This window comes from Paenibacillus sp. FSL R7-0273 (assembly GCF_000758625.1).
Taxonomy (GTDB): Bacteria; Bacillota; Bacilli; order Paenibacillales; family Paenibacillaceae; genus Paenibacillus_AQ.
On record NZ_CP009283.1, the window covers coordinates 1,286,300 to 1,300,686 of the forward strand.

The 14,387-nt window shown below is 52.3% G+C and carries 17 protein-coding genes; 15 read left to right on the top strand and 2 right to left on the bottom strand.

Going from position 1 to position 14,387, the window contains the following annotated elements:
* Positions 1-11 precede the first annotated feature (11 nt).
* The 3 genes from R70723_RS05555 (at position 12) to R70723_RS05565 (ending at position 1,814) form a co-directional block, all read left to right on the top strand.
* A complete protein-coding gene (locus tag R70723_RS05555; RefSeq protein ID WP_039870405.1) occupies positions 12-758 on the top strand; it encodes a MerR family transcriptional regulator in 747 nt (248 codons plus the stop codon).
* A gap of 271 nt (positions 759-1,029) precedes the next feature.
* Positions 1,030-1,350 (top strand): STAS/SEC14 domain-containing protein, encoded by a 321-nt coding sequence (locus R70723_RS05560; protein WP_231574833.1) that lies wholly within the window; start codon positions 1,030-1,032, stop codon positions 1,348-1,350.
* A 101-nt stretch (positions 1,351-1,451) separates the two neighbouring features.
* Positions 1,452-1,814 (top strand): DUF1304 domain-containing protein, encoded by a 363-nt coding sequence (locus tag R70723_RS05565; protein ID WP_039870407.1) that lies wholly within the window; start codon positions 1,452-1,454, stop codon positions 1,812-1,814.
* A gap of 81 nt (positions 1,815-1,895) precedes the next feature.
* Here the strand turns inward: R70723_RS05565 and R70723_RS05570 are convergent, their stop codons facing one another.
* Positions 1,896-2,375 carry a glutathione peroxidase gene (locus tag R70723_RS05570; protein WP_039870408.1) on the bottom strand — a complete coding sequence of 160 codons (480 nt, stop codon included), beginning with the start codon at positions 2,373-2,375 and terminating at the stop codon, positions 1,896-1,898.
* A 172-nt stretch (positions 2,376-2,547) separates the two neighbouring features.
* Between R70723_RS05570 and R70723_RS05575 the strand changes: the two genes are divergently transcribed.
* The 3 genes from R70723_RS05575 (at position 2,548) to R70723_RS05585 (ending at position 3,964) form a co-directional block, all read left to right on the top strand.
* Positions 2,548-2,976: an organic hydroperoxide resistance protein gene (locus tag R70723_RS05575; RefSeq protein ID WP_039870409.1), complete on the top strand. Its 429-nt coding sequence runs from the start codon at positions 2,548-2,550 to the stop codon at positions 2,974-2,976.
* 188 nt (positions 2,977-3,164) lie between these two features.
* Positions 3,165-3,443 (top strand): hypothetical protein, encoded by a 279-nt coding sequence (locus R70723_RS05580; RefSeq protein WP_039870410.1) that lies wholly within the window; start codon positions 3,165-3,167, stop codon positions 3,441-3,443.
* A 95-nt stretch (positions 3,444-3,538) separates the two neighbouring features.
* Complete coding sequence (locus tag R70723_RS05585; RefSeq protein WP_372238259.1) at positions 3,539-3,964, top strand: thiol-disulfide oxidoreductase DCC family protein; 426 nt, start codon at positions 3,539-3,541, stop codon at positions 3,962-3,964.
* A gap of 61 nt (positions 3,965-4,025) precedes the next feature.
* On the opposite strand, the gene R70723_RS05590 is transcribed toward R70723_RS05585, so the two are convergent.
* The gene (locus tag R70723_RS05590; RefSeq protein WP_039870412.1) at positions 4,026-5,210 is read right to left on the bottom strand and encodes a copper amine oxidase N-terminal domain-containing protein; all 1,185 of its coding nucleotides are present in this window, start codon (positions 5,208-5,210) and stop codon (positions 4,026-4,028) included.
* A 287-nt stretch (positions 5,211-5,497) separates the two neighbouring features.
* On the opposite strand from R70723_RS05590, the gene R70723_RS05595 reads away from it, so the two are divergent.
* From R70723_RS05595 to R70723_RS05635, 9 genes are read left to right on the top strand one after another with little or no spacing between them, the layout of a single operon-like run.
* On the top strand, positions 5,498-6,667 hold the full coding sequence (locus tag R70723_RS05595) for a P-loop NTPase family protein (protein ID WP_039870413.1): 1,170 nt from the start codon (positions 5,498-5,500) through the stop codon (positions 6,665-6,667).
* Positions 6,660-7,928, top strand: a complete 1,269-nt coding sequence (locus R70723_RS05600) for a TadA family conjugal transfer-associated ATPase (protein ID WP_039870415.1) — start codon at positions 6,660-6,662, stop codon at positions 7,926-7,928. Before R70723_RS05595 ends, R70723_RS05600 begins: the two co-directional genes overlap by 8 nt.
* Entirely contained in the window at positions 7,922-8,764 is an 843-nt protein-coding gene (locus tag R70723_RS05605; RefSeq protein WP_039870416.1) for a type II secretion system F family protein, read from the top strand. Before R70723_RS05600 ends, R70723_RS05605 begins: the two co-directional genes overlap by 7 nt.
* Before the next feature lie 20 nt (positions 8,765-8,784).
* Entirely contained in the window at positions 8,785-9,657 is an 873-nt protein-coding gene (locus R70723_RS05610; RefSeq protein ID WP_039870418.1) for a type II secretion system F family protein, read from the top strand.
* A gap of 13 nt (positions 9,658-9,670) precedes the next feature.
* Complete coding sequence (locus R70723_RS05615) at positions 9,671-9,859, top strand: Flp1 family type IVb pilin (protein ID WP_039870420.1); 189 nt, start codon at positions 9,671-9,673, stop codon at positions 9,857-9,859.
* Entirely contained in the window at positions 9,859-10,524 is a 666-nt protein-coding gene (locus tag R70723_RS05620) for a TadE/TadG family type IV pilus assembly protein (RefSeq protein ID WP_039870421.1), read from the top strand. The genes R70723_RS05615 and R70723_RS05620 overlap by 1 nt, the downstream gene beginning before the upstream one ends.
* Before the next feature lie 29 nt (positions 10,525-10,553).
* On the top strand, positions 10,554-12,812 hold the full coding sequence (locus R70723_RS05625) for a DNA repair protein RecN (RefSeq protein ID WP_039870422.1): 2,259 nt from the start codon (positions 10,554-10,556) through the stop codon (positions 12,810-12,812).
* Positions 12,813-12,830: 18 nt separating this feature from the next.
* The gene (locus tag R70723_RS05630) at positions 12,831-13,841 is read left to right on the top strand and encodes a TadE/TadG family type IV pilus assembly protein (RefSeq protein ID WP_039870424.1); all 1,011 of its coding nucleotides are present in this window, start codon (positions 12,831-12,833) and stop codon (positions 13,839-13,841) included.
* Between the two features lie 20 nt (positions 13,842-13,861).
* A complete protein-coding gene (locus R70723_RS05635) occupies positions 13,862-14,377 on the top strand; it encodes an A24 family peptidase (protein WP_047171037.1) in 516 nt (171 codons plus the stop codon).
* Positions 14,378-14,387 lie beyond the last annotated feature (10 nt).

A 14,387-nucleotide genomic window follows, 5' to 3' on the forward strand; every position in this document is an offset into this window, starting at 1 on the left:
GAGATGAGCCGATGTATACTGTAGGACAATTGTCTAAGTTAACCGGTGTTTCTGCACGCACACTCCATTATTATGAGAAACTGGGCCTGCTGCTGCCAACCAGGAATAACGACAATGGCTACCGGCTCTACAGCGAAAAAGAGATCCTGCGGCTGCAGCAAATCGCTGTACTGAAAAATATGCATTTTAAGCTGAGTGAGATTGCGGCTATTCTCCATAAGGGAGATGTCACTCCTAATGACGTTACTGTATGGAGCCAAGCGCTGGAAGAACAGCTCGCAGTCGTAAGGCAGCAGCAGGACAACTTGCAAAAGGTCGAGCATTTGCTGTATTCTACGCAGTACGCTATGCGGGCAAGTGGACAAGTGGATATTGAAAAAATACTTCAGTTTATCCGCGAACTGGAGCAGCCTTCTCAGGGATTGAACATGCGGCAGCAGGTTTTCACTCCGGAAGAATTGAAGCTGCTGCCGCTAAATAAATTCGACGATCCCCTGGCTATGGAATGGGCCGACATTCTTAGAGAGGTCCTGGCGCTTAAGGGAGAGCCCCCCGATTCGGCGGCGGCGCAGCAGCTTGCCGCCCGTATTATTGATTATGCCGGCGAGACGTTCAATGGAGACGAGCAGCTCACTTTAAAGTTTTGGCAGTACATAGCACCCCCGGATAATCAGTCGGAAAGGGTATACGGTATGACAACGGAAGTTATGCAGTATATAGATCGCATTGTAGATATTTACTTGGGAGAAGTGAAATGATATGAATTGCCTGTTCAGAGCACCGGCGTATTTGGGATATAACTGACGGATGCAATAGGGACAAATATCGTGAGTGAACTGCAGAGAAAGCTGCCGCATCATATTTTAACAGAACAACAGGGCAGTAATCTCTATTATAGATGAGAGTTGCTGCCCTGTTGTTTTTTTCTTTAACCTAAAACTGATTTTATGGAGGAAGGTTCAGATGATTTTTAAATCTCCTGGGGGCTCCATTTTTCCGTATCATTACAAGGGCGGAGAGATACACTGTTTGAAGTACGGAAGCTTTCATACCGATAGCAATTCCTTGTTTGAGTTAATGAAAGCGGAGGAGGCGTTTATTTTAGGGCAGCCTAAGCGTCTTGCTGTATGGGTGGATTTATATGAAACACAGCTTACGAAGGAAGTCATGCTTGAATTTGCAGGGAATATGACCCGGCTGGAGCCTCGCATCAGAAAGCTGGCGGTCGTCGGAAATTATTTCAGCAGACATCGGCTTCACAGGTATTTACGCAAACATGCTGACCCATTTACGGCTCCGATCCAGTACTACGATGATCCTGAGGAAGCAAAGACGTGGCTGGTGATGTAGTTAGTTTTAGATGGTAAGTGTATTAAGTATAAAATAAATTGTGTAAAATATTATTGTTGGTGATATAATATGCGTACAATTGACTTTTGGAGGGGAATTACATGACAATAAGTGTGGTGCTGGTTGCGGTTATTGCTTTGCTGCATATCTACATACTCTATCTTGAAATGTTCCTGTGGGCGACACCGAAGGGGCAGAAGGCCTTTGGCACTACGGCTCAGGCGGCACAGGATTCGAAGGGGCTCGCTTTTAACCAGGGACTGTATAACGGGTTTCTGGCAGCGGGGCTGATCTGGGGGATTTTCTATCCGGATGCAGCTGTGGGCCAGCATATCCAGTTGTTTTTTCTCAGCTGCGTGCTGATTGCCGGAATTGTCGGCAGCCTGACAGCCAAGAGATCCATTTTGTATATTCAATCCGTACCTGCATTGATCGCCATTATTGCCGTTCTCATGAAGTGGTAATTCTGTGTGATAAAAAAACTCCCCGTTCACAGCTTATAGGGCTGTTACAGGGAGTTTTTTGCATTGTCAACGGTACATGAATTAGTCCAGCAGCTTGGCTATATCGGCTTCAATCTGGTCAGGGGTGGTGGAAGGGGCAAACCGCTTCAGCACACGGCCCTCCTGGTCTACCAGGAATTTGGTGAAGTTCCACTTCACGCTTTTGGAGCCCAGTACACCCGGAGCTTCCTTGGACAGGTATTTAAAGAGCGGATGTGCGCTGTCCCCTTTGACGTCGACTTTTTCGTACATTGGAAAGGTTACTCCGTAATTAATCTCGCAGAATTCGGCGATATCCTCGCTTTGGCCCGGCTCCTGGCTGGCAAACTGGTTACTCGGGAAACCGAGCACCTCAAAACCGCGGTCCTTGAATTTATCGTAGACCTCCTGGAGACCCTTATACTGGGGGGTGAAGCCGCATTTACTGGCTGTGTTCACAACGAGCAGAACTTTACCTTTGTACTTGGACAGCGACTCTTCCTGGCCGCGCAGGGTATTAGCTTCATAATCATAAATGCTCATGAATTTAGCCTCCCGAACATAAATTTATCACAATTTAATTTTACACTATTTATATCAGGATGCAAGCGTACGGATTGTGACAACATGGGCAGCTTCGTTTCAAATCACACCTGTTGTTTAATTTTAAGTGTGTGTAAGTCTAAAATTGAGTCCAAAAAGGAGCAAATTAACGATGACCACATTAAAAGCTTTGTACACAGCAACAGCAACAGTCCGTGGAGGACGTGAAGGCTCTCTAGAATCCTCAGACGGTGTGCTGAAGCACGATCTGAAGATGCCTAAGGAGCTTGGCGGACCCGGCGGGAACGGCACGAATCCGGAGCAGCTGTTCGCAGCAGGATACGGGGCATGTTATGAAAGTGCGCTTGCCAATATTGCCCGCAAGGAAGGCGTAAAGCTTCAGGATGTTAGTGTTACCTCCAACGTGATGATCGGCAAGGATGAGAGTGACGGCGGCTTTAAGCTGGGTGTGAAGCTGGATGTCAGCCTGCCGGGCATTGAACGTTCCCAGGCCGAGGAATTGGCCAAAAAAGCGCATGAATTCTGCCCTTACTCCAAGGCGACCCGCGGAAATATTGAAGTTGAGCTCAATGTGCTGTAACCGCAGTATAAAGCTCTGTTTTGGGGAATAATGGCTAAATATAGACGGAAACCGGTTTAAGGGGATAATTGGCAGGCGGCAGCGCGTACTTCGGTTGACATCACTCCCAAAAATCTTTATTATGTCTAAGTACTTGTTAAAGCTACGTGTGCTATTAGAACCAAAAATTTAGATAATGGGTGATGAAGATGTCTTACAGACCGAAAATTACGAACGTGACCAAAGCCAGCAGCAATGATAAAGTGGGCTTGTACGAATTTATTATTAAGACTGCTGACGGAACACAATGCCGCGCTTTCTACAGCCGGAATCCGGAATGGAAAATGACGAACATCAGCCGCCTGCTCAAAACCCCATGCCCGGTGTGCCGCAAGGACTTCATCTGTAAATGCATGGAAGCCTACACTGCTGAATTCGAAGATCAGATGATCGGTGACCAGTGGATTGAAAAGGCAATTGCCGAATAACCGAACGGACGGATAATGAATGCGCGGGAGCTATCCCGCGTTTTTGTTTTATATATGGAACGGATGTAGCAGGCTGCGTCAGAAGGAGTGGGCATATGCTTATGGAAAAGGGTAAGAAACGGGAAAGCGGCCAGACCGTTGTGCTGATCGACGGGGTCTGCCATCTGTGCCAGGGGCTGGTCCGGTTTATTATTCCGCGTGATCCCGCAGGCCGGATAAAGTTTACTTCTCTGCAAAGTGACAAGGGGATTACGCTGCTGCTGGCTGCAGGACTTGAGCCTGGACGCCTGGATACGGTGGTCGTTCTGGAGAACGGCAGAGTGTATACTGAATCTTCTGCTGTGCTGCGCATTGCTCGAAAGCTGCGGCTTCCGTGGCCTGCTGCCTATGCTTTTATAATCGTGCCCCGACCGCTCCGCAACTCGTTGTACAGGCTGGTAGCACGGAACCGTTACCGCTGGTTTGGCAGAGATGAGGCGTGCCTGCTGCCATCACCGGATATTAAGAGCAGATTTCTGTGAGGGAAAATACAAAAAGGCAACGGGAAGGGCTCCCGCTGCTTTTTTGTGTTGTTCCAGTGTGTTATTTAAGCGCTTCGGAGGAAAGCAGATAGCTTTGCACAAGCTTCCATTTGCCGTCTGCTGATTTTTTGAGCGTAGTGATTGTGGTGTTGCGGTTATCCTGGAACTGCGGACCCTTAAGCTTTTTGATTGTCTGTACGGAATACAAGACGGCTGTATCGCCAGTATAGTCGATGATTTTTGAAGATTCGATGGAGCTCTCAAGGTCATAGGCCTGGAAAAGCTGAGTTGCTACAAGCCGGTTCTGCTCATAACCAGGGGCAGACTCGTCAATGGTGGACATTACACCATCGAGGTCTTCTTTGTTGGTGTAATCCAGATTGGCGGTAAATACAGCCTTGATTGCATCCTCATCTGCTTTTGGAACCGTCACCTCTGCGGTCAGGGCCCCCTCCGGAAGGATATACTTTACAGCCTGAAGCTGGAGATTGCTGATCTTCCAGCCGGCATCCTTGGAGCTGCGGGTCAGGGAGTAGACATATTCAGTCTGGCTGTCCGGCATGAACGGCCCGCTGATTTTTTTGGTGGATTCAATGGTATGTACGGTTGCTTCATTGGCCTTAAGCTCGATGATGTTGAGCTGGTCTACCGAATTTTTGAGATTATACATTTCGAACTGCTGCTTGATCTGCGGACCGATCTGGGCAATCGGCGATTTGGAGTCAATCAGGCTCATGAAGCCGTCATAGTTCTCTTCATTTGAGTACTTTACATAATTACTGAAGAAATCGGCTACCGTGACTGTATCATCTGAGCTTTGCAGGCTGGTAATTTCAACTGTTCTCGTAGTCGCATTCCAGACCACGTTGTTGCCGGTAGCTTCGCTGACAAACCGGACTGGCACATAGGTAACATTCTTGATCATCTTGGGAGCGGTCTGGAGCGGCTTAATGATGCCGTTGATGCTGGCATTTTTGCTGCCGAGCTGCAGCTTGATAACTACGCCTTCCTTGGTTGCGGTAATGGTGCTGGTCTTGGCATCAAAAACGACGTTCAGACCCAGCTTTTCAAAGATCGGCCGCATAGGCACGAGAATCGCATGGCCGTCATTCAAAGGGGCGTTTGTGGTCAGCTGCAGCTGCTCCTGGTCGATCTGTACTGTAATCGGTTTCTCAGCTGCTGATGCAGAGAGGCTGATCGCGCTGGATAGAGTAAGAACGGCGATAAATCCGGGTAATAGTTTCATCTGCGGGGAATCTCCTTTTCATATATATAGTAATAGTATGGTAAATGTTTACCATTTAAAAGTATAACACTTAATGTTATTTGGGGATATATCCTATAATGGACATGGTAATCCAGAGCTGCGAAAGCCTCTAAAGCAAGATTTTTCAAAAAAAGGATTGCTGCTCTACTACATATATGCTACTATAGCTGTAAATTATAGGATTACGAGCGGAAGCACCGTTCAATGACCGTTTCTACGGTTATTGACGGTGCTTTTTTTGCTTTGTCTGAAGGGAGAGTGGCAATATGGCGGCGAGGATTGTGCTGGCCGTGCGCGAGAGTCAATATATAGAGCCGTTACTGCATTATGTGCACCACAGTGATTACGGGGATTTGGTGCGGATTTCCGCATTCAGCAGGCTGGATACCTTTATGGAGTATATGGGCAGCGGCGAACCGGCTGATGCGGTCGTGGGTGATCCTTCCTTTATCGAGGCCTGGCTGGTAGAGGGGAGGAGCAGGGTGCCCTGGGCTGTTCTCAGTGAGGATAGCAGAATAGCAGGAGGCAGTGACAATCTCGCCGGCGGGGCGGTTATCCAGAAATATCAGTCTTTACCGTCCCTGCTGGAGGCTGTGCTTCAGTTATGCGAAGTGAGGCGGCCCCGCGCGGATTCTGCGCTCAGAGAGGACACCATGCTGCTTGGAGTAGTTTCAGCCAGCGGCAGCAGCGGCAAAACAACGCTCGCGCTTAATATGTCCAAGCAGCTGGCGGCAAAGGGGCTGTCGGTATTCTATTTGAACCTGGAGAGCATAGACAGCAGCGGGCTGCTGGTACAGATGCCCTCACCCAAGGCTCAAGGTCTGGAACGGCTGCTGTATGAGCTGAAGGCAAGGCAGGCGGACGGCAGTGAGGATGCGGCGGTAAAGCTTGAGCTGGGCAGGTATGTATGCAGACATGAAGCACTCCGCAGTGACGGGTTCAGGCCGGTGGACAATTTTAAGGAGATGCTGCAAATGACACAGCCGGATACGCTGGACCTGCTAAATCTGCTTAGTACAGCCGGTAACTATGACGTAGTGGTGATTGATACTGGCAGCCTTGAGGAGGAGCGTACTCAAGCGGTATTGAAGCGCAGCGGGACACTGCTCTGGTTGCTCCGGAATGATGAGCCGAGCTTCTATAAGACAGAGAAATGGCTGCAGCACGGCAGCTATGCCCATTCAGGCTGGCCGCAGGACATTCAGGATAAAAGCCGGTTTATACTGAATTTCGCTTCAGCATCCGGCAAGAATAATCCGGCTCACCGGGGAATTACACCGGATAACCAGCTTCCCTATATCCCGTCCTGGGCGCTGCAGCACCATGTGGATCTGTGTCTGGAATCCCCGCCCTTTATAACAGGCGTTGAGCAGATCTGCAGGGAAATCGTAGAGCCGCTGCTGCCGGGAGTGTTCACAGGTAGCCCGCATGAATGAGGAAATGTTCAGAAAGCTGAAACGCGATCTCCGTGCGGGACTGGATGTTACTTCGGCTGTGGGGAACCGTGAGCTTAGCAGCTATATTGAACAGACTATCCTTGAGATGCACAGTTTGCGTTATTTGACGGCCCAGGAGAAGCATGAGCTGGTAAAAAAGCTGTTCGATTCCTTCCGCGGCCTGGATATTCTGCAGCCGCTCGTTGATAACCCGGCTATTACCGAGATTATGATCAACAGTCATGAGGAGATTTTTGTGGAGGAGGAGGGCCAGATCCGGCGGCTGCCGCTGGCTTTTGAGTCCCGCAGCAGGCTAGAGGATATTATTCAGACTGTGGTTTCCGGAGTGAATCGGGTGGTGAATGATTCTACCCCGATTGTAGATGCGCGGCTGCGTGACGGCTCCCGTGTCAATGTGGTGCTTCCTCCGGTTGCATTGAAGGGGCCGGCCATGACCATCCGCAAATTTCCCGAAACGCCGCTGACCATGAATGATCTCGTGCAGCGGGGGGCAATAAGCGCAGAAGCGGCAGAGCTGCTGCAGATTTTCGTAGCTGCGGGCTACAACATTTTTATAAGCGGCGGAACAGGCTCCGGCAAAACAACGTTTCTGAACGCCTTGTCCCAGTTCATCCCGCCCCAGGAGCGGGTCATTACAATCGAGGATTCCGCCGAGCTGCAGATCGTTACCGTGCCCAATCTGGTCTCTCTGGAGACGAGAAATGCGAACACGGAGGGACGCGGGGAGATTACCATCCGTGATCTGATCCGCTCCTCCCTGCGGATGAGACCCAACCGTATTGTAGTGGGTGAGGTCCGAGGAGCGGAGTGTCTCGATATGCTGCAGGCGATGAATACCGGTCATGCCGGAAGCTTGTCCTCGGGGCATTCCAACAGTGCGCGGGATATGGTCAGCAGGCTGGAGACGATGGTGCTCAGCGCAGCCGATCTGCCGGTTGCTGTGGTCAGGCAGCAGATCAGCTCGGCTATTGATATCTTCGTACATCTCTCCAGGCTGAGGGACCGCTCACGCCGGGTAGTAGAAATCTGTGAGGTTGCCGGACTACGGGAAGGGGAGGTGGTGCTTAATCCGTTATACGGCTTCCGGGAAGCGGGAGAATGTGAGGGAGTGATTGAAGGCGGACTTGCCGCATGCGGCAATCCGCTGCTGCATACCGGAAAGCTGAAGCTGGCAGGCATATCTCATTATCCGCTGGCGGAATTTGCAGCAGGAGCAGAAGCGGAGGGGGCGGCATGCTGAAGCAGACAGACAAGCGGAAGCGGCAGATCCGGAGGCGTCAAAGGTCTGGAGAGCAAGCTGCAGTGGACAGGAGGAAACCGGACAGCAGGCCGCAGCTTCCGGATTATACAGTGTATATATTGTCCCCCCGGCTGAGAATATCAGCTCTGTTGGCCGGCGGGCTGCTGATGCTCGGCATTGGCTACCTGTTCTATCATCAGCTGCTGATTTCCATGCTGCTGGTGCCGGCGGCGGCTTATGCACCGGGAGTATTGCGTAACTATCTGCGGGACCGCCGCCGTGCCGCACTTCATCTGCAGTTTAAGCAAACGCTGTTTTCTCTCTCCTCCTCGCTGTCTGCCGGGCGTTCTGTAGAGAATGCGTTCCGCGAAGCTGTGGCTGATCTGCAGATGTTTGATCCGGAAGGGAACAGCGATATGCTCGCAGAGCTGACCATTATCTGCACCCGGATGGAATATAACCAGCCTATTGAGGAGGCGCTGCATGATTTCAGCCGCCGCGCGGGAATGGAGGACGTGGAGCGGTTCGCTGATGTGTTCACTGTCTGCAAGCGCACCGGCGGTGATCTGGTTGAGGTGGTGCGCCGGACCTCCTCCATAATCGGCGAGAAGCTGGATATTCAGCAGGATATTGCGGTAAGCATTGCCCAGAAGAAGTTCGAAGCCAAGGCATTGCTGGTTGCTCCGCTGCTGATGGTATTGTTCATGAGCCTGACAGCGGGCGATTATATGGAGCCCATGTATACAGGTGCAGGGATGGCAATTTCTACACTGTCACTTGCCGGATTATTCCTGTGCTACCGCTGGACGTCTAAGATCATGGATATTCCGCTCTAGGGCTGTAAGGAGGAGAGAAGATGCGGTGGTTAAGCGGTGCCGCAGTAATTGTGCTTGCTCTCGGCTGGCTGCTGCTGCGACTGAAATGCGGCCGCCGGTATGACGTGCTGCGCAGCCTGCCTATGGAAGGACTGAAGCTGCGTGCAGCCGGAGAGCCCCTTCTGCTGCTGGCCGAGAAATGGCGGATCGGCAGCCATCTGCCCTCGGTGATGCTGAGGATTCAGCGCTCCCTTCAGCGCAGCTACGGACAGCGGCACAGTCCGGAGCGGACGCTGCTGTTCATGGGGGAAATGCTCTGCTACAGCTGGCTGTTTCTGCTAAGCGGAAGCCTGCTGACTTTAGTAAGCGGCGAGGAGGCAGGAATCATACTCGGGGTCCTGCTGGCGCTGATTCTGCCGGTCGCTCTGGTCAGTGACCTGCACAAGAAGGTGAAGCAGCGAGAGCAGAGTATTGTGCTGGAGCTGCCGGAGCTGCTGAACAGCATTGTCCTGCTGGTTGGCGCCGGCGAGACTGTGCAGCGGGCCATTATCCGCTGTGTGGAGAGCCGCAAGGGCGACGACAGCCATCCGCTCTACAAGGAGCTGCTTACCATGATTACTGAATGGGAAAGCGGTTATTCCTTCCAGCAGGCTTTTGAACAGTTCAGCAAACGCTGCGCTGTGCAGGAGGTATCGCTGTTTACGACTACGGTGCTGCTGAATTACCGCAGGGGCGGTGCGGATTTTGTGCTTTCGCTGCGTGATCTTTCACGGATGTTATGGGAGAAGCGCAAGGCGCTCAGCCGGACGCGCGGGGAACAGGCTTCCTCGAAGCTGGTATTTCCAATGGTGCTTATCTTTTTGATTGTAATTGTGCTGGTGGGGACACCGGCGCTCATGATGCTCAAAATGTAGGAGGATGAGGAGAATGATGATAACGATGGCAGAAGCCGCCAAGCGGCTGTGGAAGGATGAGGAGGGACTGGGCACGCTGGAAATGATTATGATCATCGCCGTATTAATCGCGGTAGTTCTCGTATTCCGCACAGAAATTGTTAAGGTGGTCAGGGATCTGATCAGTACGGCGGGAAGCAAGAGCCAGGAAGTTTTTGAATAATGGATTTGCGGAGTGATGAAGGCAGTTTCACTCTTGAAGCGTCTTTACTGCTTCCCATAATTATGATGATTATTATGCTGCTCCTGTTCTTTAGCCTGTATACCTATCAGCGGACGATGCTGCTGCAGGTTTCTTCCCTTACAGCAGAGCGGGCTGCCTATAACTGGGACAATAGCCATAAGGGGGCAGACGGAGCGTTTGCGGCCGGTAGCTACGATTCATTATACTGGCGGATCGGCGACGACGGGCTGCTGGAATCCCTGTTTGATACGGGGGAGGTAAACGGGGGAGTGAAGGTGGCTGTGCCGGTATCCGGGACTCAAGGGCCTTTGCTGCCGGAGATTAAGCTTCAGCAGCCGGCGCAGAGGATTCCTGCCAATATGACCGGGGAGATGACCTACAGCTACAATCTTTCCGGCCGGATGATAAGGACTGAACTGCAGCGTGTACTTCTGCTGCCGATGCTGGATGGGCTTATGGAGGATGCTGCACAGCCTGTGGTAATGACACAGGCTGCTGTAACAGAACCGGTGGAATTTATCCGTACAGTTGAACTGATGCGTTATTACGCTGCCAAATTTAAGAAGGGTAAGCAGGATAACGGCTCGGGGACAGGCATGGATAAGCAGGAGGCAGGCGAGATGATGAAAACGCTGAAGAAGTGAAGCTGCCGATAGCAGGAAGGAGGGAAGGGATGAGATCTCAGCAGCAGGCAGATTCGGCACGAGGCAGCCGGCGGAGAAGGGGAGACAGCTGTGAAACAGACGGCTCGGTTTCTGTCTTCCTCATTATGGTGCTCGCTTTTGTCTTTCTGTTCACCGCTGTATTAATTGACTATGCGCGTATTGCGGCCGCCAATGTGCAGCAGGAGCGCCTGGCCCGGGCGGCGGTACGCTCGGTAATGTCTTCCTATGACCTGAGTCTGCAGCAAAACTACGGCTTGTTTGCTTTTGGGGGAGATGACGGGGATCAGCTGCTGTCCGCAGTACTGAACGACAATCTGTATGAAAGCGGCCGTGGGGATGCCTTTAATCTGCTGCCGGTCAGGCTGGACAGCTCTTCCTTGTCCTGGAGCCGGTCTATCGGCAGCTACGATATTTTCCGACGGCAGATTGCCGAGGAGATGAAATACAAAGCGCCTATTGATTTTGCCCTTGAGCTGGCAGGTAAATTCAAGCCGCTGGCGTCTGCAATGGGAGAGGCTTCGCGTTCAACGAAGGTGCTCGGCAAGCTTCAGCCCCTTTACGATGCCCGTGAAGCGGCGCTTGACCGGATGCTTGAACAGCGGCGGAAGGCAGCCGAAGGAGCAAGAAGCCTGCAGCAGATCATCATGAATCCGCCGCAGGATTATATCGGCACCCGTTCACTAAGCGGTGTGGGTACGGCTGCTGATATTGTGGCTATGTATAACGATTATGTAGGCAAATACTATACTGACCTTTACCGTGACCGGGAGAAGGAGCATGCAAGATACCAGTATGATATCAGCCAATATTTACAGCAGTCGGAGAAGCTGCTCTCCGGAATGCCGGAAGTGCTGTCTGTCTTTAGTCAGCAGCATGATTCTCTTATGGCTGAAGCCAGAGCGGCTCTGCAGGAGGCGGCTGAGCTTAACACCAGAATGAAAACAGTGCTTGAGCAGTCCAGAGCCGGCGGGGTTGAAAGCGGGCAGGCATCGGCAGGCAGCTGGGATATTCCCGGCAGCGATAATAACGGACCTGATGCCGGGGCGTTATCCGGGCTGCGTGATCAGGAGGATGCCTTGCTCCTTACTCCGAATGAACTCAGTGCAATGGAGCGGAATATGGCTGTCCAGGAACAGGCTGCACGTAGAGTGGAGCCGACGGCTTCTTCCCTGCCCGCTGTATTGGCTGAAGCTTCCGGGCTGTACGCTAATCTGTCCCGTATGGAGTCTGCTGTCCTGGATGCTTCAAAGACGGTCAGCAGTTACCTGCAGAACTATGGTAATTCAGGTGCTGTCCTTTCTGCCGAAACTGCCCAAATCGAGGCCCGCCGTACTTCTGACGGTGAACGCAAGCAGATGGAGCAGCAGGCTAAGGTCAAGCTGGGGGAAGCCATGCAGCTGGTGGATCAGCTGCGCAGCCTTGGTGACAGCGCGGCAGCAGCGCAGCAGCAGTACAATACCCTCCATCAATATTACGAGGATAGCATCCGGTTTAATCAGTCCCAGGATCAAGCTGGGCGGGCAGAGGCCGGGAGCGCGGATATATATACTGCGGGCAGTTCCGCAATGGGTAATGTAGACGGACTTTATACTGCAATAGGCAGCATTATGACGGGGGCGAGAGACAGGCTGTTCCAGGCCGAATATGCGGCACATTATTTTCCTCACTTTGACTTCTCCCTGCTGGCTGCGGCTTCGGATTCCGGAGGCAGCACGCTCTCGGCCCTGACCGGACAGCTTGATCCTCATGGCCAGGAGCTGGAATACATTCTGTACGGCTTCCATAATCCTGCGGGGAATGTAGCGGCGGCCTATGGTGAAATATTTGCCCTGAGGCTGGCCATCCGGACAATGGAGGGATTTATTGAGCATGCCCGCCTCAGCAATCCCCTGGCTATTTTGGCGGCGGCGCTGCTGCACGGGGTTGAGCAGGCGGTGCAGGATATGCTCCAGCTTAGTAACACGGGTGAGGTCGCATTATCCAAATACCTGCCGGCTATGCTGGACTACCGCGGTTACTTACGGCTGTTCATGCTGCTGCATGGGGCCGGGGAAGCCCAGCTGTCCCGTATGCTCGCCCTGATCAGGCTGAACACAGGGATTAACCCGCAGGACAAATTCACTTATGCCTCTGCCGGGATCCGTATGGGACTCAGGCTGTGGTTTTTACCGGGGGCAGTGAAGCTGCTGAATTACAGCACCGGTCTGCCGGGCGGGGTAGAGGGCAACGTATATTACCGTTCTGTGCATGCGGATTTTTCTTATTAGCAGCAGAAGGAGGACCGAATGAAGTACCGGAATCAGCGGACAAGGAAGCGCCGGGATGAAGGAAGTATGGTTGTTGAGGCGGCAATGGTGCTCCCGGTGTTTCTGCTGTTTGTCCTGTTTTTAATTTACATCATTCAGATGACCCTCTATTCGACAGCCCTGCAGAGCACTGCCTCCGACACGGTTAAGATGATCTCGACGCATGTTTATCCGGCGACATTGGCTGCACAGAAATGGGCTGATGCAGCAGATGCTGGTGCTAATCCGGCAGGAAACGGCGGCTCTGATTCGAACGGCAGCGTAGGAGCAGCGGCTGGAGGACACGCCTCCGGGAAGTGGAGCATTCCCCGCCTGTCGCTTGAGGAATGGAGCGGAAGCTATGCAGAAGCCATGCCTCCTCCTATTGATGATTGGGTCAGAGCTGCGGTACAGAGGGCGGAAGGGCCGCTGCAGGAGCTTCAGGCTGAGGCATCACAAGCTGTGCTAGATCTTGCGCTGAAGCCGTTAATGAAGCCTTATCTGGCAGCGGATTGGCTGGATTATGAGCGGATCCATGTTTCTAATGTCACGATTCCTGAGCTGAAGGAGGGCACACGCCCTTACTTCGGATTAGTGGTCAGCTATGAGCTGCCGATGAAGGTACCCTTCCTGAATAAAGCGATTGTGCTGGAGGCCAGCAGTGTTGAACGCGTCTGGATCGGAAATACCGATGCAGCCGGACAAAGCGGGGAAAGCGGTAATGAGCCGCAAGGATATATCATCATCATAGAAAAGCCTGATCCGGGCGTGGCGAACAAGCAGGGCAGGATTAGGGTTAAGGTTCCACCCGGAGCATCGGCGAATCTTTCTATTTTCTATAAAACCGGCCAGAGTACAGCAAAATATCTGGGCTGGAAGCAGGCAGATGAAGCCGGATTTATCGATTGGGAATGGAAAATCGGGGTCAATACGACGCCGGGCACCTGGACTTTTGTAATTACGCTTGAAGACGGAACCAGCCTGGAGGCAGCCTTTAAGGTTGTGAAATAATTGTAGGTGGGGAGGAATTAATGTTGGCAGGATGGGCCTTTTGGGGCTGCCTGAGCATTCTGGCAGGAGCCTTTGCTACGGATTTGCGGTGGATGAGGATACCGAATTGGATTTCGGTAACGGCTCTGGTTACCGGATTGCTGTTACGGGGCATTGCAGATGGCGGCAGCGGTCTGCTGTTTGCACTCTCCGGCGCGGCTGCAGGCTTTGCCGCCCTGCTGCTTATGTATATGATGGGGGCGGTCGGAGCCGGGGATGTAAAGCTTTTTGCAGGTATCGGAGCCTGGACAGGAATCTGGTTTACACTCCAGGTCATTATGTACTCTGTGCTGTTCGGGGCGGTGATAGGCTGGATTATCGTACTGTTCAGGCGGGAAACAGCTGTGAGGATCCGCAGTATAGTCAGCAGAACTGCCGGCTTTCTGCTGATGCGGAAGCCGGGTCTGCTTATAAACGGCATACACGGTCAGGGGCTGAGATTTCCGTTCATGCTGGCTGTAATTCCCGGATTTGTTTATACCTATTTCTGCTTTTAGACAGGGAGGC